The following is a 17005-nucleotide window of genomic DNA, read 5'->3' on the forward strand; positions in this document are numbered from 1 at the left end:
CCAACACTCATGACCGAACCGAAGCGCAGGCAGGGCGCAGTCATCCTCGGAGGACGGGAGCATGCGCAGCCGATGGCCGACCAGGCCCTCCTCGAGGGCAGGGAGAAGCACCACTGGAGCCAGCGCGACCCGTGGCGGGTGCTCCGCATCCAGTCGGAGTTCGTCGAGGGCTTCGACGCCCTGCACAAGCTCGACCCCGCCGTGTCGATCTTCGGGTCGGCCCGCATCCGGCCGACCGACCCCATGTACAAGGTGACCGAGGACATCGCCCACAAGCTCGTCGACAAGGGATTTGCCGTCATCACAGGCGGTGGCCCGGGTGTCATGGAGGCCGGCAACAAGGGCGCGTACGAGGCGGACGGCTGCTCGGTGGGGCTCGGCATCGAACTGCCCCATGAGCAGGGCATGAACGACTACATCAACATCGGCGTGAACTTCCGCTACTTCTTCGCCCGCAAGATGATGTTCCTCAAGTACAGCCAGGGCTTCATCACCATGCCGGGCGGGTTCGGCACCCTCGACGAGTTGTTCGAGGCGCTCACACTGATCCAGACCGGCAAGGTGACCCACTTCCCGATGGTGCTCTTCGGGAAGGACCACTGGGCCGGCCTCCTCGACTGGGTCCGGGGGAGCCTCGCGGGGAGCGGCTACATCTCGCACGAGGACCTCGATCTGATCACAGTCACCGACGACCCGGACGAGGCTGTCGAGGCGATGGGCGCGCCCGGCCAGTTCGACAAGGACTGACGCGCATGTGGATCGCGATCGTCGCCGTCGGGGTCGTGGTGCTCGGCCTGGCCGCCTACGCCGCGCTCGGCAACCTAGGCGAGATGCCCGCCGGGCCGGTGACAGACAACCCGAAGGGCCGAGTGCCTGAGGGCCCGGTGGACGGGGAGTTCCTGGCCTCCGCGGTGCTCCCGAGGCGGGTCAACGGGTACGGCCGCGACGAGGTCGATGCCTACCTCGCCTCCGTCGTGGCAGGCGAAGCGGCGCCGCCCTCGGAGGTGACGTTCCCCGTCACGTTCGCAGGCTACGACATGGCCGTGATCGACGAACTGCTCGAGCGGATCGAACAGCAACGGGCCTCCGACGCGCTCGGGCACGAGGCGTCCGACCTGGGCTCCGGACCCACGACCGGAGAAGGGGCGGCGCCGGAGCAGGGGCCGCCGAGGCGGCTCCCGGGGCCCGTCAGAGGACGCTCCCGGGGCGCCGGAGGCCTGATCCGGTGAGGCATCTTGGTCCCGTCCGCGCCGGGGCTTGGCTGGATAAGGAATAATGGGCAGAACCACAGTTCGGCAACACAAGAATGAGGGTGGCAGATGGCAGCGATGAAGCCCCGCACGGGTGACGGTCCCATGGAGGTCACGAAGGAGGGTCGCGGCATCGTGATGCGCGTCCCCGTCGATGGTGGTGGTCGGCTCGTCGTCGAGATGAATGCCACCGAGGCCACCGACCTCCTGAACGCACTCAAGGACATCGTCGGCTAGTTCGACGTCCCAAGCTCAGACGCCGGACGGGCGGCCCTCGAAAGGGCCGCCCGTCGGCGTCTCCGGGGTGGGTCAGCGCGAGGCGTGGGCGCGGACGGCCGCCTCGTAGACCCCGACCGTCTCCCGTGCGATCTTCGCCCACGAGAACTCGTCGATGCAGCGCTGCCTCCCGGCGAGGCCGAACGCGCGGGCCAGCTCGGGATCACGGGTCAGTGCGTTCACCTTGCCCGCGAAGTCGGCCTCGAAGGCCGCGACGAACGCGGGATCGCCGGCGCGCGCCGGGTCGTAGGCAACCAGGTAGCCGGTGCCGCCGTCGACGACGACCTCCGGGATGCCGCCGACGGCGCTGGCCACCACAGGCGTCTCGCAGGCCATGGCCTCGAGGTTCACGATGCCGAGCGGCTCGTAGATCGAAGGGCAGGCGAACACCGTGGCGTGCGTGAGGACCTGCCGCACCGCGGCCCGCGGGAGCATCTCCTGGACCCAGATCACCGGGGCTGAACGCTCGGCCTGGAGATCGGCGAACGCCTCCTGGAACTCGGCGGCGATCTCCGGGGTGTCCGGGGCACCGGCCAGCAGAACCACCTGCGTGTCGGCGTCGAAACTCTTGGCCGCCCGTACGAGGTGGACGAGGCCCTTCTGGCGCGTGATGCGCCCACGAAGGCGACCGACGGGCGGGTCGGGTCGATGCCGAGGTCCTCGAGCACGTCGGTGCCGTGGTCGGGCGGAACTCGTCGGTGTCGATGCCGTTACGCACGACGTGGACCTTTGCGGGGTCGAGGTCGGGGTAGCTGGCCAGCACGTCGCGTCGCATCCCCTCGCTGACGGAGATGACGGCGTCGGCCGCCTCGTAGGCCGTCTTCTCAGCCCAGGACGACACCCGGTAGCCGCCGGCGAGCTGCTCGGCCTTCCAGGGGCGGTGCGGCTCGAGGGAGTGGGACGTCACGACGTGCGGCACGTCGTGCATCAGCGCGGTCAGGAGACCGCCCATGTTGGCGTACCAGGTGTGTGAGTGGACGATCTCGACATCGTCGCCCACGGACGCCGCCATGGACAGGTCGGCGCCCAGCACGCGTAGTGCGGCGTTGGCCCCGGCCGGGTAGTCCTCGGCGTGGGCGGTGGCACCCTCGCGCGGCTCGCCCATGCAGTGGACCTCGACGTCGATCAGCTTCCTCAGCTGCGGAACCAGCTGGGCCACATGGACCCCGGCGCCACCGTAGATGGAGGGCGGATATTCGCGCGTGAGGAGGGCGAGCTTCATCGTCATGTACGGAATCGTCCCATACCGCTCAGGGACCCTCTGGACATTGGGCCACTATTTCGTGGATTAGCTTGATGGGCGGCCTCAAAAGGCAATAGGTTCGGGTCATGTCTTCACGTCCCGAGATTCTCTCCATCGTCCTGGCGGGTGGCGAGGGCAAGCGACTGATGCCACTGACCGCGGACCGGGCAAAGCCTGCGGTCCCGTTCGGCGGCACCTACCGGCTGATCGACTTTGTGTTGTCGAACCTCGCGAACTCCAACCTGCGGCAGATCGCGGTTCTGACCCAGTACAAGTCGCATTCGCTCGACCGGCACATCTCGAAGACCTGGCGCTTCTCCACAATGCTCGGCAACTACGTCGCGCCGGTTCCCGCACAGCAGCGGCTCGGACCCCGCTGGTACCAGGGAAGCGCCGACGCGATCCACCAGAGCCTCAACCTGATCCTCGATGCGCAACCCGACTACATCGTCGTGTTCGGGGCCGACAACATCTACCGGATGGACATCGGGCAGATGCTGGACGCGCACATCGACTCCGGCCTGTCCGCCACCGTCGCCGGGATCCGCGTGCCGCGCAAGGAGGCGTCGGCGTTCGGCATCATCGATGCGGGTGCGGACCACAAGATCAAGAAGTTCCTGGAGAAGCCGGCCGATCCGCCCGGTCTGCCCGACTCGCCCGACGAGTCCTTCGCGTCGATGGGCAACTACATCTTCAGCAGCCAGGCGCTCATCGAGGCGCTCAAGGCGGACGCGGCCGACCCGACCGCCCGACATGACATGGGCGGCGACATCATCCCGTGGTTCACCGACCAGGGGCAGGCGCAGGTCTACGACTTCAAGGACAACATGGTGCCGGGCGCCACCGAGAAGGACATCAACTACTGGCGTGACGTGGGCACCATCGACGCGTTCCACGAGGCGCACATGGACCTGGTCAGCGTCGACCCCGAGTTCAACCTGTACAACCGCGACTGGCCGATCTTCACCGACCAGGTCCAGGCACCCGGCGCGAAGTTCGTGATAAGGGTCGGGCGGAGGACTCGATCGTGACCCCTGGCTGCATCATCTCCGGCGGCGAGGTCGACCGGACGGTCCTCAGCCCCAACGTGCGGGTGGACAAGTGGGCCCAGGTCTCCGACTCCGTCCTGATGGACAACGTGTCGATCGGCCGCGACGCAGTGGTGCGCCGCGCGATCCTCGACAAGTTCGTGGTGATCCCCGACGGGGTCCAGATCGGCGTCGACCACGAGCATGACCGGGCCCGAGGCCTCAGCGTCTCGGAGGGTGGCATCGTCACGGTGGGCAAGGGCGTGACCGTCCCGCGCGACTGACCGTGACCAGGAGACATGACAGGAGCCCCGCACGTGGTGCGGGGCTCCCTGCTGTTTCCGTGGGCCCGCCGGTGAGCTGGAGCGCGGCAGCGTCACGGACCACCGGTCACGCAGGTGACCGGTGGGTGGGTGGTCCGCTCAGTCCTTGACCGCGACCAGCACGCCGTTGCCGACCGGGAGCATCGCCTGCGTGTAGGACTCGCTCCCTGTGATGGCCTCGAGCGCCTCCCGGATGATGATCCCCTCATCCGACTGGTCGTCGGGGTCGGCCACGTGGTCGTTCCACAGCACGTCGTTGACGATCAGCAGCCCGCCGTGGCGCAGCAGCCGCAGGGCGCTGGCCACGTACTCCACGTACTCCAGCTTGTCGCCGTTGATGAACACGATGTCGTAGGCCCCGTCGCGCAGCTTCGGCATGATCTCGATGGGGGCGCCCGCGATGAGGCGGAACCGCGAGGACGAAAAGCCTCCGCGGACGAACAGGGCGCGCGCCGAGATCTGGTTGTCGGCCTCCGCGTCGATCGACGTCAGGATGCCGTCGGGACCCATCCCCTCCAGGAAGGTGAGCCCGAGGCGCCCATCAGGGTGCCGACCTCGACGACCGCCTTGGCGTCGATCGCACGTGTCAACATCTTCAACGTGGCGGCGATGCCGGTCGAAATCGGGGTCAGGGTGTGGACGATGGCCTCATCACGGGCCTCGGCCACGTCAGGGGAGGGGCGATGTAGTCCTCCGCGAAGGACCAGCTCGCCGCGTTCGGGGAATGCACTGGGTTGCTCACGCGGCCAGCCTACTAAGGCCCAAGCGGTCTTGACCTAAGATGTCGGGCATGAACGACGACGATATGTCGCCCGTGTTCGGACGGGTGCTCTCGGCCATGGTCACTCCCATGACTCCCGACGGCTCCGAGGTGGACTATGCGCAGGCCGCGAGGCTGGCCGCCCACCTCGTCGACGACCTCGGCCACGACGGCCTCGTCATCAACGGCACAACGGGCGAATCCCCACCACCAGCGACGTGGAGAAGCGTGCCCTCCTCGACGCGGTGGTCACCGCTGTGGGTGACCGGGCGAGCATCGTCGCCGGCGTCGGCACGTTCTCCACCGCGCACACCATCGAGCTTGCCCGCCAGGCCGCCTCCGTCGGCGTCGACGGCCTGCTCGTGGTCACGCCGTACTACTCGCGGCCCCGCTCGACGCGCTCGAGGCCCACTTCCTCGCCGTCGCCGACGCCACCGATCTGCCCGTGATGCTCTACGACATCCCGCACCGGGCCGGTATCCCGATCCTCGAGGACTCGCTCATCCGCCTGTCCGACCACCCGAACATCCGTGCGGTCAAGGATGCGAAGGGTGACGTCGCCTCCTCCTCGTATGTGATGGCCAACTCCGGGCTCGCCTACTACGCGGGCGACGACGCCATGTTGCTGCCGCTGCTCGCCGTCGGAGGTGTGGGCGTGGTCGGTACCTCGACCCACTTCACCGGCCTCGCCGCACGGGAGATCATCGAGCACTTCCTCGCCGGAAGGGTCGACGAGGCGGTCATGGCCAACCGGCACGTACTCAACGCCTTCCGTGGGGTGTTCGCCACCCAGGGCTGCATGATGGTCAAGGCGACGCTCGGGCTGCGCGGCTTCGATGTCGGCCCCTGCCGGGCCCCGATGGGGTCGTCGCCGACGGCGTCGCCGAGGCCTACGCCGAGCTGCTCGAGAACCTGGGGTACGGCGCCTGAGGGAACAATTCGGCGCCGCCACTCGTTGAACGTGTGAACGGCTTCACAGCTTCCTCACAGGAGGATCTGTCAGCCTTGAGGCATGGAGAGGCGAAACGTGTTCAGAGGTGGCAGGACGGCGAAGCCCGTCAGCGACGCTTCATGGACCGCGCCCACGTGGCAGGAGCTCGTCCGCGACCACTCGGCCCAGGTGTACCGGCTGGCCTACCGGCTGACCGGTAACCGGTACGACGCCGAGGACCTGACGCAGGACGTCTTCGTGAAGGTGTTCAAGTCGATCCACACGTTCCAGCCGGGCACGCTCGAGGGTGGCTGCACCGCATCACCACGAACCTCTTCCTGGACCAGGCCCGCCGCAGGCAGCGGATCCGGATGGACGCTCTGAGCGCCGCGCCCGAGGGTGTCTGGGGCTCGGCGACCGGCCCGGCCGAACTGCACGACGACCTCGAGTTGGACGCCGACGTCGCGGCCGCGCTGAAGGCGCTCAACCCGAGCAGCGGGTCGCCGTGGTGCTGTGCGACATCGAGGGACTCAGCTACGAGGAGATCGCGAAGGTTCTCGACGTCAAGCTCGGCACCGTCCGCAGCCGCATCGCCCGAGGCCGTGCCGCCCTCCGTGAGGCCCTCGCCCACCGTGCGCCCACCGAGGGCGCACCCGCTACGCCGGGGTCAACTAGATGGCCTCACCCACCTGCGAACGTTTCCGCGACGACCTGTCGGCCTTTGCCGACCGCACGCTGGCGCCGCGCAGGTGGGATCAGGTGGCCTACCACCTGGCGGGCTGTCCCGATTGCCGCTCCGAACTCGCCGCGATCAACGCCGTCTGCAGTGAACTCAAGCGGTGCCGCGCTGCCGACCCGTCCGACACCCTCGCCGCCCGGCTCGAGTCGATCGCGGGCGAGATACCGGAGGCCCCGCTCTACATGGCCTCCGGAGTCGGTGACCTGCCCTCGGCGCGCCGCACCAGGAGCCGCAGGGTCGCTCAGGGCTCCGTCGCCGCCCTCGTGGTGATGATGTCGGCCGTCGTGATCGCCGTGCTCATCGCGCCCGAACCCGCGCGCCTCACCAACGCCGTCAAGGCTGCCCGTGAGCAGTTCTCGATGGCCTCGTCCGCGATCAGCGTCAGCGACGCGATCGGGCGGTGCTCCTCGCCTCCGAGCGGGGCGCCGACCTCGGTGAGTCCATCAGCTACGAACCCCGATCCTCTGACGGTGCCATGGAGACCGTCAGCGACGCCCGCGCTGCGGCGCTGCTTCTGCGTGCCACGGAGTCCGAATCCAGCTTCACCGGGATGCAGCGCGTCTGGATCTCGGACGGCGAGGGCCGGTACCGCACCGCGGAGGTCCGCACCACCAAGGTCGCAGGCGACGGCGCAAAGCTCGAGGTCTTCGACGCGAGGGCGGCCGCTTCCTGGCGAGCTTCCTCCCGTCGTTCGGGTCGCGTCCGGTCGAGGCCCCGATGGTTGGAGCTTCTCCGAGTCGGTCGCCCCGAGGCCGTGGGGAGCGCACCGCGCACCACCTCACCGCCTGGCAGGATGGGCGCCGCGTCGCGGGCTGGTGGTTCGACACCGAGACGGGGGTGCTGCTGTGGGCCGAGCGCTACCAGCCGACGGGCGACGTCTCGATGGCCATCGGGTTCAAACAGTTGAGCTTCGGGACGGCGACGCTCGACCACTCGGACGCGCAGCTGATCGCCCTGCAGCCTGCCAGGCGGGATGACGGTGGCGGTTGGTGTGTCGGACTCTCGGAATGTCCCTCGGAGCTCGCGGGCTGCCCCTCGTCGCGCACTCCTCCTCGACCAACGCCGGAAGGCGGTCGATGACGCTCGTCTACTCCGACGGATTCGAGTCAGCGGTGGTCGGCTGGTCTGAAGGCATCCTCGATGAGGGTGAGAGCGGCACGCTCAGCCAGGCCATCGGCGCGCCGACCGTCGCCATGTGGCAGTGCGGAGACGCGGCCATCTGGGTGTCGACCAACGGTTCGCCGGAGCTGGTTGCCGAGCTGCAGGACGGGCTGCCGAGGGAACTTCCCTACAGCGTTTCGATGCTGGACAAGGTGGTCGCGGGATCGACCGACTGGTCCCGGGCGACTGATCCGATGAGTTACAGGTAACCTGTCCTCCGTGTTCGGCATCGACGCTATCGACCTGGTCATCATCATCGTGCTGGCCGTCGTCCTATTCGGCCCAGAGAAGCTTCCGCAGTACTCGCGGAAGGCGGCGCGCGTCTTCGTGTACCTCCGTGACATCGCAAACAACGCCAAGAACACCATCGGAACCGAGCTCGGGCCGGAGTATGCCGACCTCGAGCTGAAGGACCTGAACCCCAAGGCGTTCCTCGCCAAGCAGCTCCAGAACGAGGTTGCCCTCATCGATGAGGCCAAGCGGGAGCTGAAGGACGCCGAGCAGCTGCTGAAGTCCGGGTCAAGGACGTCAAGGACGCGGCCTCGGTGGATGCCACCACGGCTGGTGTGCCTGCCCTCGAGGCGGCGGGCCCGAAGCACTCACCGTTCGACCCTGAGGCGACCTGACTCAGAGGTCCTGCAGGGTGAGGGTCTCGTAGCAGTGCCAGGCCGGCTCCTCGTATGGGTGGGCCGCCAGCAGCGCCTCCACGGCCGCCCTGGCCCCCTCGCGAGGGCACACACACTCGATCCGCACCTCGTCGACGACGCTGAGGCCACCCACCGCGCCGATGAACGGTGTGGCACCGTCTCCCGGCGGAACCGCCCTCACCCGGTGAGGTGAAGCTGCACGCCGTGTAGGCGCCCAGGGCGCCCGCCCCGGCCCCGCCAACGCCGCACGCACGGCGTCGGCGTGGTCGAGGGGCACGAAGCAGACGATGACCAGCATGGGTCAGCTGGTCGCGAGCCGCAGCCGTTGACCGACGAGGCCACGCTTGCGGTCGACGACCTTGACGGCCAGCTCGGTGAGGGCGACGGCCGCGGCGTGGTCGGGGCCGAGTCGACGATCGGGGTGCCCCGGTCGCCGCCCGCCAGCAGGCTCTCATCGAACGGGATCTGCGCGAGCAGCGGAACCTCGTAGACGAGGCGCTCGGTGAGGGCCTCGGCGACCGTCTCGCCGCCGCCGGCGCCGAACAGCTCGATCCGGTGCGTCTCGTCGCAGCTGGGGCACGTGTGCTCCAGCCAGCTCATGTTCTCGACGACACCCAGCACCCGCTGCTCGAGGATGTGGGCCATGGTGCCGGCGCGCTCGGCAACCTCTGCGGCCGCCGTCTGCGGGTGGTCACCACGATCACCTCCGACTCGGGATCTTCTGCCCCAGCGACATGGCCACGTCGCCGGTGCCGGGCGGGAGGTCGAGCAGCAGGTAGTCGAGGTCGCCCCAGTAGACGTCGGCGAGCAGCTGGGTCAGCGCACGGTCGAGGATCGGGCCGCGCCAGGCGACGACCTGGTCGCGGGAGGGCTTGAGCATGCCGACCGAGATCACCTTCAGGCCGCGGGCCGCGGGCACAGGCATGATCATGTCGTCGACGACGGTGGGGCGTGCGTCGCCCAGGCCGAGCAGGTCGGGCACCGAATGGCCGTAGATGTCGGCGTCGAGGATTCCGACGGAGCGGCCCTGGGCCGCGAGTGCCAGCGCGAGGTTCACGGTGACGGACGACTTGCCCACGCCGCCCTTCCCCGAAGCGACGGCGATCACCCGGGTCAGGTTGCCCGGCTGGGCGAACGGGATGACGCGCTCGGCCACGCCGCCGCGCAGCATGGTGCGCATGGCGTTGCGCTGTTCGTCGTTCATGACGCCGAGCTCGACGTCGACCGAGGTGACGCCGTCGACCTTTGACACGGCATCTGTCACCCGGGTGGTGATCTCGGACCGCATGGGACAACCGGACACCGTCAGCAGGACGCGGACAAACACCGCGCCCGAGTCGTCGGCGCGCAGGTCATCGACCATGCCGAGCTCGGTGATGGGCGGCGGATCTCCGGGTCTTCGACCTCGTGGAGGGCCGCGCGAACGTGGGGCAGGAGGGGTTTTCGCTCACGGGTAACGACTCTACCCGCCGTCCGGCGGAATGCTGCCCCGCCCGGAGCGGCGATCAGGCCTGGGAGCGGACGTTCAGGGCATCGCCCAGCAGCACGATGCTGAGGGCAAGCAACCCCGGCAACCACAGGGATGCGAGGCTGCCGAGCACGATGACGGCGGGACCGACCACGACGTTGGCGGTGAACCGTTCCCGGTAGCGCAGTCGACGCGGTGATCCCGGAGCGAGCCAGACCCACCACATGGCCGCGAAGGCGAGCACGAAGAGCCCGGCCGCCGCGGCGCCGACCCACCAGCCGCCCGCGATCCGCCACAGCGAGACGGCGCCGATGATGAGCAGCGCGAGGTGGCCCACGAACAGCAGCAGCCCGAACCAACGGATGCCGCCGACCTGCCCGGCGCCGTCAGACGCCTCGTTTTCGACGTTGGTCACGCGCCCTCCTCCGGATCCTCGGTTGATTCGAGTCGCTCCGCCAGTTCGCGCAACTCGTTGCGCAGTTCACCGCGCACGAAATCGCGGGTGGCGAGTTCGCCCAGGTGCATACGGATGGCGGCGATCTCGCGGGCAAGGAAGTCCATGTCGGCCCGGGACTGCGCCGCGATCCGGCGATCCTCGTCGAAGCTCAGCTTGTCGCGCCGCTCCTGCCGGTTCTGTGCGAGCAGGATCAGCGGCGCCGAGTACGACGCCTGCGTCGAGAAGAACAGGTTCAGCAGGATGAACGGGTAGGGTCCCAACGGAACCCGAACAGCCCGACGAGGTTGAAGGTGATCCACAGGATCACGAAGACCGTCATGTAGACGAGGAACTTCGCGGTGCCCATGAAGCTGGCCACACCCTCGGCGAAGCGGCCGAACGTCTCGGAGTCGACCGAGACCTTCGGCAGCCAGCGACGCTCACCGGGCTGCGACAGCGGGTTGCGCTCAGCCATCACTCACCTCGACCTCGTCCATCTGGTCGCCGCGCCAGTCGGCGGGCAGCATGTGGTCGAGCACGTCGTCGACCGTGACCGCGCCGAGCAGGTGGTTGTCGGGGCTCACCACCGGCGCCACGACGAGGTTGTACGTCGCGAAGAAGCGACTGACCTGCGCCAGCGGGAGTCAGGCGCCATGGCCTCCAGATTGTCGTCGAGGAGCGTCGCCACCAGTGTCGTGGGGGCTCACGCAGCAGCCGCTGCGTGTGGACGGCGCCGACATAGCGCCCGGAAGGGGTCTCCAGTGGCGGGCGACACACGAAGACCATTGACGCGAGCGCCGGCGTGAGCGACTCCTCGCGCACATTGGCCAGCGCCTGTGCGACCGTCGCGTCTGTGTCGAGGATCACCGGCTCGGGGTCATCATGCCGCCAGCGGTGAACTCCGCGTAGGTGAGCAGCCGGCGCACGTCAGAGGCCTCCTCCGGCTCCATCCGCTGCAGCAGGTCCTCGGCCACGTCGCTCGGGAGGTCGCGGATGAGGTCGGCGGCGTCATCCGGGTCCATCTCCGCGAGCACGTCCGCGGCGCGGTCGGTGTCGAGTTGCGAGATCAACTCGATCTGCTCGTCCTCGGGCAGTTCCTCCAGCGCCTCAGCGAGCGTCTCGTCATCCAGGGCCTCGACGACGGCGGCCAGTGACTCCGGCTCGAGGTCGTGCAGTTCCTGGGCGATGTCGGCGGCCTTCATGTCGGAGAACTGCGCGATCAGATGGGCCGGGTCCGGCCGGTCCGCAGGATGAGTTCGGGGATCTCGCGCCAGGAGACGACCCGCGCCTCTACCCGGCCACCGAAGCCGAACCGACCGACCCGGGTGGAACTGCGTAACGCCACCGACGCGAGTTCCCACTCGCGGTTGCGCACCTGATGCATGGAGATGTCGGAGATCCGGGTGCGCTGCTCGTGGCCCATGCTCCGGTCGAGCAGGTCGGCGGCGACGAGGAGCTCGGTCTCCCTGCGCTGGAACCTGCGGGTGTCGACCTGACCGAGGATGGCCACCTGGTTGGGGAGATGTTGTGCACGCGCACCATGGGCACGAAGATCCGTGCCCTGGCGAACAGCTCGATGACAAGCCCTTGACCCTGGGTGCGCGGCCCTCGGCGCGCAGATGGCACACCACGTCCTTGACGCGGCCCACCTGGTCGCCCGCTGCATCGACGATCGGTAGACCGACGACACGTGAGATGAAGACCTCGGAGTCCTTGGCGACCATGCGCCCAAATCTAGTGGGTGAGACCGCGGCCCGTCCTCGTGCGTCGGCGTAGAGTTGACCGGACCCGGTCGATCACCCTAGGAGGATGTCCGTGAGCGAGTCGCCGTCCGCAGGCCCGAAGGCCTTCCGGCTCGAGTACCCGCAGCATCTCGCCGAGTACTCCTCGTATGAGGACGCGCAGGCCGCCGTCGACTTTCTGGCAGACCAGAAGTTCGCGGTTCAGAACCTGCTGATCGTCGGCACCAACCTCAAGCTCATCGAACGCGTGACGGGGCGCCGCACCTGGGGAACGGTCCTGCTGCAGGGAGCCGTCTCCGGCATCACCACCGGCCTGCTCGTCGGGTTCATGCTCGTGCTGTTCTTCCCGAGCGGCTCGATGTCGATGCTGTTCGTCGGCCTCGCGCTCGGCATCGTGTTCGGCATCATCGCCGCAGGGCTCGGCTACGCCATCAGTGGAGGCAAGCGCGACTTCAACTCGGCCAGGCAGACCGTCGCCACGAGCTACGAGATCCTCGCCGAGCACAAGGTCGTCGCGCAGGCGAGGGAACTGCTAGCCAAGCGCCCCGGCGCGAGGGCGGCGTTGTTCGAGTGAACTCCGAGTTCTGGGACGACCGCTACTCGCACCCCAACTACGTCTTCGGTTACCGGCCCAACGACTTCCTGAAGGCCCAGGCGAGGCTGCTGAGGCCGGGCACCCGCGTGCTGTGCCTCGGCGACGGTGAGGGACGTAACGGCGTGTGGCTCGCCGAGCAGGGCACGACGTGGTGAGCCTCGACTTCTCCCGGGTGGCCCTCGACAAGGCCGAGGCGTTGGCGGCGGAGCGCGGCACCTCCATCGAGACCTGGCAGGTCGATCTGGCCGAATGGGTGGATCATCCCGATCCTGAGCGTCCGTGGGCGCGGTGGTGGCGATCTTCGTGCACCTTCCCGGGCCCTGCGACGCAGGGTCGCGGAGGTGGCCACGAGACAGTCGGCACCCGGCGCCAAGCTGATCCTCGAGGCGTACACGCCCGCCCAGCTCGCGCTCGGTACCGGCGGGCCCTCCGACCCGGCGCTGCTGATGACCCGCGAGGACGTGCTCGCGGACTGGCAGGGTTGGAAGCTCGACGTGCGTCTCGTGGAGCGTCGCATCTTCGAGGGCATGGGGCACCAGGGTCTGAGCTCGGTGGTGCAGGCCCTCGGATTACGGTGACCGGTGGACCGCGCGCCTGCCGCGTCGGGTAGGTTCGTGCACGTACCTGCACAGCGAGTCGAGGAGGATCCCATGGAGCTGAACACCACGATCTACAACCGCACCCTGGCGGCCGAGCGCGTGCTCCTGGTCGGGCCGAGTCTCGGCGGCAACGCAACCCACCAGTGGACCAAGGTGGCGGCCGCGCTGATCGACGACGCCCGGGTCGTCTTCGTCGACCTGCCCGGCTCGGGACTGAGTGAGCCGTGGAACGACGGTGACGAGGCCACCCTCGACACCGTCGCCGCCGCGATCGCCGATGTCGCCCGGGCGCAGAAGGCAGAGCTCGGTGATGTCCCCGTCTACTACGCCGGGCTGTCCATCTCGGGCGCAACTGGCCTGCACCTGGCCCGCGACTACGACGACCTGTTCGCGGGCATCATCGTCGTCGCCTCGGCCGCGACCGTCGGTGAGCCGGCCCGTTGGATTGCGAGGGCCGAGCAGGTCGAGGCGACCGGAACCCAGCAGTTGGTCGACGAGACCACCAAGCGCTGGTTCACCGCCGACTTCCGCGCGGAGCAGGCCGACACCGTCGCGATCATCATGGAGGGCCTGTCCTCGAGTGAGGATCACTCGTACGCGCAGCTGTGCCGCGCGCTGGCTGTCCACGACATGCGCGCCGACCTGCCTTACATCCAGACGCCGGTCATGATGATCGCCGGTGAGCGCGACTCGTCGACCCCATCGAGAACGTCGAACTCGTGGCCGAGACGGCGCCGCGCGGCGAGCTGCACATCGTCGAGGGCGCCGCCCACCAGGTGCCGGTGATGCGCCCGCTCGAGGTGGCCGCCCTGATCCGCACGATGCTGGACCGTCCGCGCTGGAACCGCGTGGTCAGCGAGTCCGGCGACTGAGCCTCACCACCCGAGACGCGAGGGAGAGGGGTTCCGGCTTTCGAGCCGGGGCCCCTCTCTGCACGCGCTCCGCTGGGCCTTCTCGACGAGGAACGAGTCGTCGCCCGTGTCGACACGACCCCGGTCGATGGGCTGGTGCTGGACCGGTGCTCCTGGTCTTTTGCCGAGGTGGGGCTTCCTGCGGTGCATGCGCTTCTGCGGTGCACGGCTTCTTGTTGTGGTCGGGTTCTTGCACCGGGTCGGGCTGTTCGTCGGGGTCTGCCATCAGCAGTCGGTTGAGCCGGGCCGGCGGCGAGGAACGAGACGTCGCCCGTGTCGAAGCCACTCCGGTCGATGGGCGGGTACTCGACCTGCGCTTTTAGTCTTCTGCTGTGGTGGGCCTCTGCGGTGCCCGGGCTCCTTGCTGTGCCCGAGCCTCCTGCTGTGGTCGGCTTTCGGCTGTGCCCAGGGTTCCTGCTCTGCCCGGTTCCTGATCGTGGTTGGGATCCTGCACCGAGAGAGGGACCCCGGCGCGATGCCGGGTCCCTCTCATCTCGTGGGGCGGGTCAGCCCATCAGCTCGGCCATCCAGGCCTCGACCGCGTCGGGGTCGCGGGGAGGGCGGCGGACAGGTTGACCGGGTCGCCATCGGTGATCAGGATGTCGTCCTCGATCCGGATGCCGATGCCGCGGTACTCCTCGGGACGAGCAGGTCGGTGGCCTTGAAATAGATGCCCGGCTCGACAGTGATCACCATGCCCTCATCGAGGTTGCCCTCGCGGTACAGCTCCGAGCGGGCCTGTGCGCAGTCGTGCACGTCGAGGCCGAGGTGGTGCGATGTGCCGTGCACCATCCAGCGGCGGTGGAAGCCACCTGTCTCCGGGTCGAGGGACTCGGCGGCGGTGCCGGCAGGATGCCGAGCTCCTCGAAGAAGTCGGCGAGCACGGCGATGGCGGCCTGGTGGGATCGGTGAACGCGTTGCCCGCGCGGCACGCCTCGATGCCGGCGGTCTGCGCGGCGAGGACGACCTCGTAGACGCGACGCTGGGCCGGGGTGAAGCGGCCGCTGATCGGCATGGTGCGCGTGATGTCGGCCGTGTAGAGGGAGTTGACCTCGACGCCGGCGTCCATCAGCAGCAGGTCGCCCTCGGAGAGTGCGCCGTCGTTGACGATCCAGTGCAACGTGTTGGCGTGGTCGCCGCCGGCGGCGATCGTGTCGTAGCCGACCGCGTTGCCGAGGTGGCGGGCGTGCAGGCCGAAGATCCCTCGACCCAGCGCTCGCCGCGGCCCTGACGCACTGCCTCGGGCAGCTCGGCGACAACGGCCTCGAAGCCGACCTTGGTGGCGGCGCAGGCCAGCTTCAGCTCGCCGACCTCGAACTCGTCCTTGCGGAACCGGGCCTCGGAGGCGGCGCGAGCCAGAGCGGCGTCGCCGTCGTCGTCGATGGAGCCGCGGATCCGGTCGACCAGCCCGGCCACGTCGTCATCCGCCTCGCGGATCACGAGAAGGTCGTGGCCCTGCAGCTCGGCCTCGACGTCGAGGATGGTGTGGCAGTCGAAGCCGACGGCGGCCGCCATCTCCTCGAGGGAGTCACGCTGGCCGACCCACATCTCGCCGTAGCGGGCGTCGGCGTAGAACTCGCGGTCGGTGCGGGGGCGCGAGGCCGGAAGTACAACGTTGCGGCTTCGTCCCTGAGCACCAGAACCGCGTCGGGTTCGCGGTCCTCACCGAGGCCCGTGTAGTAGGCGAAGGCGCTGTGGGGACGGAACCGGTAGTCGGTGTCGTTGGACCGCGTCTTCAGCGGGCCCGCGGGGATAACCAATGTCCTGCCGGGGAAGGCGGCCGCGAGGGCCGCCCGGCGGTGGCGGCGTAGCCGGCCGACGGCAGCCGCTCAGGCAGTTCCTCGGAGTACGGCGCCCAGTCGCGCACGATGAAGGTCTTGAAGGCTTCGGAGAACGGATCCCTCCGGTTTCCGTTGCGGTCGTTGTTTTCGCTCATGGCGTCAACCTTACGCCGCCGCTCCTGGAAGCCTCCTGCCGGGCGTGGTCGGCATGAGCGTTCAGGACCAGCCGGTGAGGAACCAGCAACCGAGGGCGACGATAACGAGCCCGCCGAACATCAGCATGGAGAGGAACGTGCTCTCGATGCTGCTGGGGGTGTGTGCTGGGCCTGGTAGGCCTCGACATCGAACTCGGGTTCAGGGGTGGTGGTCATGAGATGGCTCCTAGTCGGCTGAGGTCGGATACGAGGGCGACGGTGAGGATCGCGAAGATCACAGCCATGAACAGGGTGTAGGTCCAGCGCTGCGGATGGTCCGCCCGCCAGAACCGCCGCATGCTGATGACGCCGTTGACCACTGCCACGACGCACAGGGCGATCCCGACCGGCGCCGCCACCCAGCCGGACAGGCTGAGCAGCGGGACCAGGACCGGGATGAGCAGGTAGGTGATGAGACAGCGGACGGCTGAGATCAGCACGGCGACCCGGAAGGCTCGGTGGGCCCCGCCTCGCCGTGTCGGTCGGGCGGCCCGACCCGGAGGAGTCGGCGCATGAACCGGTCGGCGGCTCCATCGGAGCGGAATCCGGCGCTGGAGACGCTCGGAGGTGCGGCCCGCGAGGAAGTGCGGTGTCGTTGCTCACAGCTCGGCCTCCGTCCGGCGGTCACGGCTGCTCCGCCAGAGCCGCACGCCGCCGAGGACGGCGCACAGCACCCCGACGGCGCCGATGATCACCCCGCCGAACAGTCCCCAGTAGAGGGGATCGATCGAGACCTCGCTCGCGGGGCGACCCAGCATGGAGCCGGTGAGGAACCCGAACAGCGGGCCAGGGCGGCCAGGGCGACGCCCAGCACCGTCATCCAGAAGCCGGCAGGGTGGGCACGAGCCGCACCGGACGCCCGGGCATGACGAGGTCGGTTTCGGAGTCGGTCATCGGGATTCACCTTCCACATTGCGGTCG

At 68.7% G+C, this 17005-nt stretch carries 15 protein-coding genes and 9 pseudogenes; 14 read left to right on the top strand and 10 right to left on the bottom strand.

The features are described from left to right. Positions 1-9: 9 nt before the first annotated feature. The 3 genes from G7085_RS17040 to G7085_RS17050 all read left to right on the top strand — a co-directional run bounded on the left by G7085_RS17040 (position 10) and on the right by G7085_RS17050 (position 1487). Positions 10-747, top strand: a complete 738-nt coding sequence (locus G7085_RS17040) for an LOG family protein (RefSeq protein WP_197511853.1) — start codon at positions 10-12, stop codon at positions 745-747. 5 nt (positions 748-752) lie between these two features. Then, positions 753-1229: a hypothetical protein gene (locus tag G7085_RS17045; RefSeq protein WP_197511854.1), complete on the top strand. Its 477-nt coding sequence runs from the start codon at positions 753-755 to the stop codon at positions 1227-1229. 90 nt (positions 1230-1319) lie between these two features. Next, positions 1320-1487 (top strand): DUF3117 domain-containing protein, encoded by a 168-nt coding sequence (locus tag G7085_RS17050; RefSeq protein ID WP_197511855.1) that lies wholly within the window; start codon positions 1320-1322, stop codon positions 1485-1487. Positions 1488-1559: 72 nt separating this feature from the next. On the opposite strand, the pseudogene glgA reads toward G7085_RS17050, so the two are convergent. Next, positions 1560-2748, bottom strand: a pseudogene (gene glgA / locus G7085_RS17055) (glycogen synthase). Between the two features lie 107 nt (positions 2749-2855). On the opposite strand from glgA, the pseudogene glgC reads away from it, so the two are divergent. Beyond that, positions 2856-4081: pseudogene (gene glgC / locus G7085_RS17060) on the top strand (glucose-1-phosphate adenylyltransferase). A gap of 138 nt (positions 4082-4219) precedes the next feature. Here glgC and G7085_RS27260 read toward each other — a convergent pair. Further along, the gene (locus G7085_RS27260) at positions 4220-4630 is read right to left on the bottom strand and encodes an O-methyltransferase (protein ID WP_231979644.1); all 411 of its coding nucleotides are present in this window, start codon (positions 4628-4630) and stop codon (positions 4220-4222) included. Next, a complete protein-coding gene (locus G7085_RS27265; protein WP_231979645.1) occupies positions 4609-4788 on the bottom strand; it encodes a hypothetical protein in 180 nt (59 codons plus the stop codon). Before G7085_RS27265 ends, G7085_RS27260 begins: the two co-directional genes overlap by 22 nt. A 137-nt stretch (positions 4789-4925) precedes the next feature. Between G7085_RS27265 and dapA the strand changes: the two are divergent. The 6 genes and pseudogenes from dapA (at position 4926) to G7085_RS17090 (ending at position 8551) form a co-directional block, all read left to right on the top strand. Next, positions 4926-5847 (top strand): annotated as a pseudogene (dapA, locus tag G7085_RS17070) (4-hydroxy-tetrahydrodipicolinate synthase). Positions 5848-5892: 45 nt separating this feature from the next. Continuing rightward, a pseudogene (sigE, locus tag G7085_RS17075) lies at positions 5893-6486 on the top strand (RNA polymerase sigma factor SigE). After that, a pseudogene (locus tag G7085_RS35430) lies at positions 6487-6558 on the top strand (hypothetical protein); the annotation flags it as partial. It lies immediately after the preceding pseudogene. A gap of 392 nt (positions 6559-6950) precedes the next feature. Then, on the top strand, positions 6951-7457 hold the full coding sequence (locus tag G7085_RS27270; RefSeq protein ID WP_231979646.1) for a hypothetical protein: 507 nt from the start codon (positions 6951-6953) through the stop codon (positions 7455-7457). A 169-nt stretch (positions 7458-7626) separates the two neighbouring features. After that, complete coding sequence (locus tag G7085_RS17085; RefSeq protein WP_197511857.1) at positions 7627-7920, top strand: hypothetical protein; 294 nt, start codon at positions 7627-7629, stop codon at positions 7918-7920. Between the two features lie 10 nt (positions 7921-7930). Next, the gene (locus G7085_RS17090) at positions 7931-8551 is read left to right on the top strand and encodes a Sec-independent protein translocase subunit TatB (RefSeq protein ID WP_197511858.1); all 621 of its coding nucleotides are present in this window, start codon (positions 7931-7933) and stop codon (positions 8549-8551) included. Between the two features lie 108 nt (positions 8552-8659). On the opposite strand, the pseudogene G7085_RS17095 reads toward G7085_RS17090, so the two are convergent. From G7085_RS17095 to G7085_RS17110, 4 genes and pseudogenes are all read right to left on the bottom strand, one after another. Beyond that, positions 8660-9792 (bottom strand): annotated as a pseudogene (locus tag G7085_RS17095) (Mrp/NBP35 family ATP-binding protein). Between the two features lie 71 nt (positions 9793-9863). After that, on the bottom strand, positions 9864-10241 hold the full coding sequence (locus G7085_RS17100; RefSeq protein WP_197511859.1) for a hypothetical protein: 378 nt from the start codon (positions 10239-10241) through the stop codon (positions 9864-9866). Continuing rightward, positions 10238-10737: pseudogene (locus G7085_RS17105) on the bottom strand (DUF1003 domain-containing protein). The gene G7085_RS17100 and the pseudogene G7085_RS17105 overlap by 4 nt, the downstream one beginning before the upstream one ends. Next, positions 10730-11986 (bottom strand): annotated as a pseudogene (locus G7085_RS17110) (magnesium transporter MgtE N-terminal domain-containing protein). Before G7085_RS17110 ends, G7085_RS17105 begins: the two co-directional pseudogenes overlap by 8 nt. A gap of 85 nt (positions 11987-12071) precedes the next feature. Here G7085_RS17110 and G7085_RS17115 point away from each other — a divergent pair. The 4 genes from G7085_RS17115 to G7085_RS17130 all read left to right on the top strand — a co-directional run bounded on the left by G7085_RS17115 (position 12072) and on the right by G7085_RS17130 (position 13984). Next, positions 12072-12578: a general stress protein gene (locus tag G7085_RS17115; protein ID WP_197511860.1), complete on the top strand. Its 507-nt coding sequence runs from the start codon at positions 12072-12074 to the stop codon at positions 12576-12578. Beyond that, on the top strand, positions 12575-12754 hold the full coding sequence (locus G7085_RS17120; protein WP_197511861.1) for a hypothetical protein: 180 nt from the start codon (positions 12575-12577) through the stop codon (positions 12752-12754). The genes G7085_RS17115 and G7085_RS17120 overlap by 4 nt, the downstream gene beginning before the upstream one ends. A 186-nt stretch (positions 12755-12940) precedes the next feature. Further along, the gene (locus tag G7085_RS17125; protein WP_197511862.1) at positions 12941-13177 is read left to right on the top strand and encodes a hypothetical protein; all 237 of its coding nucleotides are present in this window, start codon (positions 12941-12943) and stop codon (positions 13175-13177) included. Between the two features lie 72 nt (positions 13178-13249). Continuing rightward, positions 13250-13984 carry an alpha/beta fold hydrolase gene (locus G7085_RS17130; protein ID WP_197511863.1) on the top strand — a complete coding sequence of 245 codons (735 nt, stop codon included), beginning with the start codon at positions 13250-13252 and terminating at the stop codon, positions 13982-13984. Positions 13985-14615: 631 nt separating this feature from the next. Here G7085_RS17130 and G7085_RS17135 read toward each other — a convergent pair. From G7085_RS17135 to G7085_RS17145, 3 genes and pseudogenes are all read right to left on the bottom strand, one after another. Beyond that, positions 14616-16045: pseudogene (locus G7085_RS17135) on the bottom strand (aminopeptidase P family protein). A gap of 212 nt (positions 16046-16257) precedes the next feature. Continuing rightward, the gene (locus G7085_RS17140; protein ID WP_197511864.1) at positions 16258-16524 is read right to left on the bottom strand and encodes a hypothetical protein; all 267 of its coding nucleotides are present in this window, start codon (positions 16522-16524) and stop codon (positions 16258-16260) included. 159 nt (positions 16525-16683) lie between these two features. Further along, a complete protein-coding gene (locus tag G7085_RS17145; RefSeq protein WP_197513110.1) occupies positions 16684-16842 on the bottom strand; it encodes a hypothetical protein in 159 nt (52 codons plus the stop codon). Positions 16843-17005 lie beyond the last annotated feature (163 nt).

This window comes from Tessaracoccus coleopterorum (assembly GCF_011174705.1).
Classification (GTDB): Bacteria; Actinomycetota; Actinomycetes; order Propionibacteriales; family Propionibacteriaceae; genus Arachnia; species Arachnia coleopterorum.

Excerpts from the sequence above, each read along its gene's own strand:
- G7085_RS17115 (WP_197511860.1), top strand. The coding sequence starts at position 12,072 with ATGTCCGTGAGCGAGTCGCCGTCCGCAGGCCCGAAGGCCTTCCGGCTC.
- G7085_RS17045 (WP_197511854.1), top strand. The coding sequence starts at position 753 with ATGTGGATCGCGATCGTCGCCGTCGGGGTCGTGGTGCTCGGCCTGGCC.
- G7085_RS17050 (WP_197511855.1), top strand. The coding sequence starts at position 1,320 with ATGGCAGCGATGAAGCCCCGCACGGGTGACGGTCCCATGGAGGTCACG.
- G7085_RS17040 (WP_197511853.1), top strand. The coding sequence starts at position 10 with ATGACCGAACCGAAGCGCAGGCAGGGCGCAGTCATCCTCGGAGGACGG.
- G7085_RS17145 (WP_197513110.1), bottom strand. The coding sequence starts at position 16,842 with ATGCTGGGTCGCCCCGCGAGCGAGGTCTCGATCGATCCCCTCTACTGG.
- G7085_RS27260 (WP_231979644.1), bottom strand. The coding sequence starts at position 4,630 with ATGGGTCCCGACGGCATCCTGACGTCGATCGACGCGGAGGCCGACAAC.
- G7085_RS17085 (WP_197511857.1), top strand. The coding sequence starts at position 7,627 with ATGACGCTCGTCTACTCCGACGGATTCGAGTCAGCGGTGGTCGGCTGG.
- G7085_RS17130 (WP_197511863.1), top strand. The coding sequence starts at position 13,250 with ATGGAGCTGAACACCACGATCTACAACCGCACCCTGGCGGCCGAGCGC.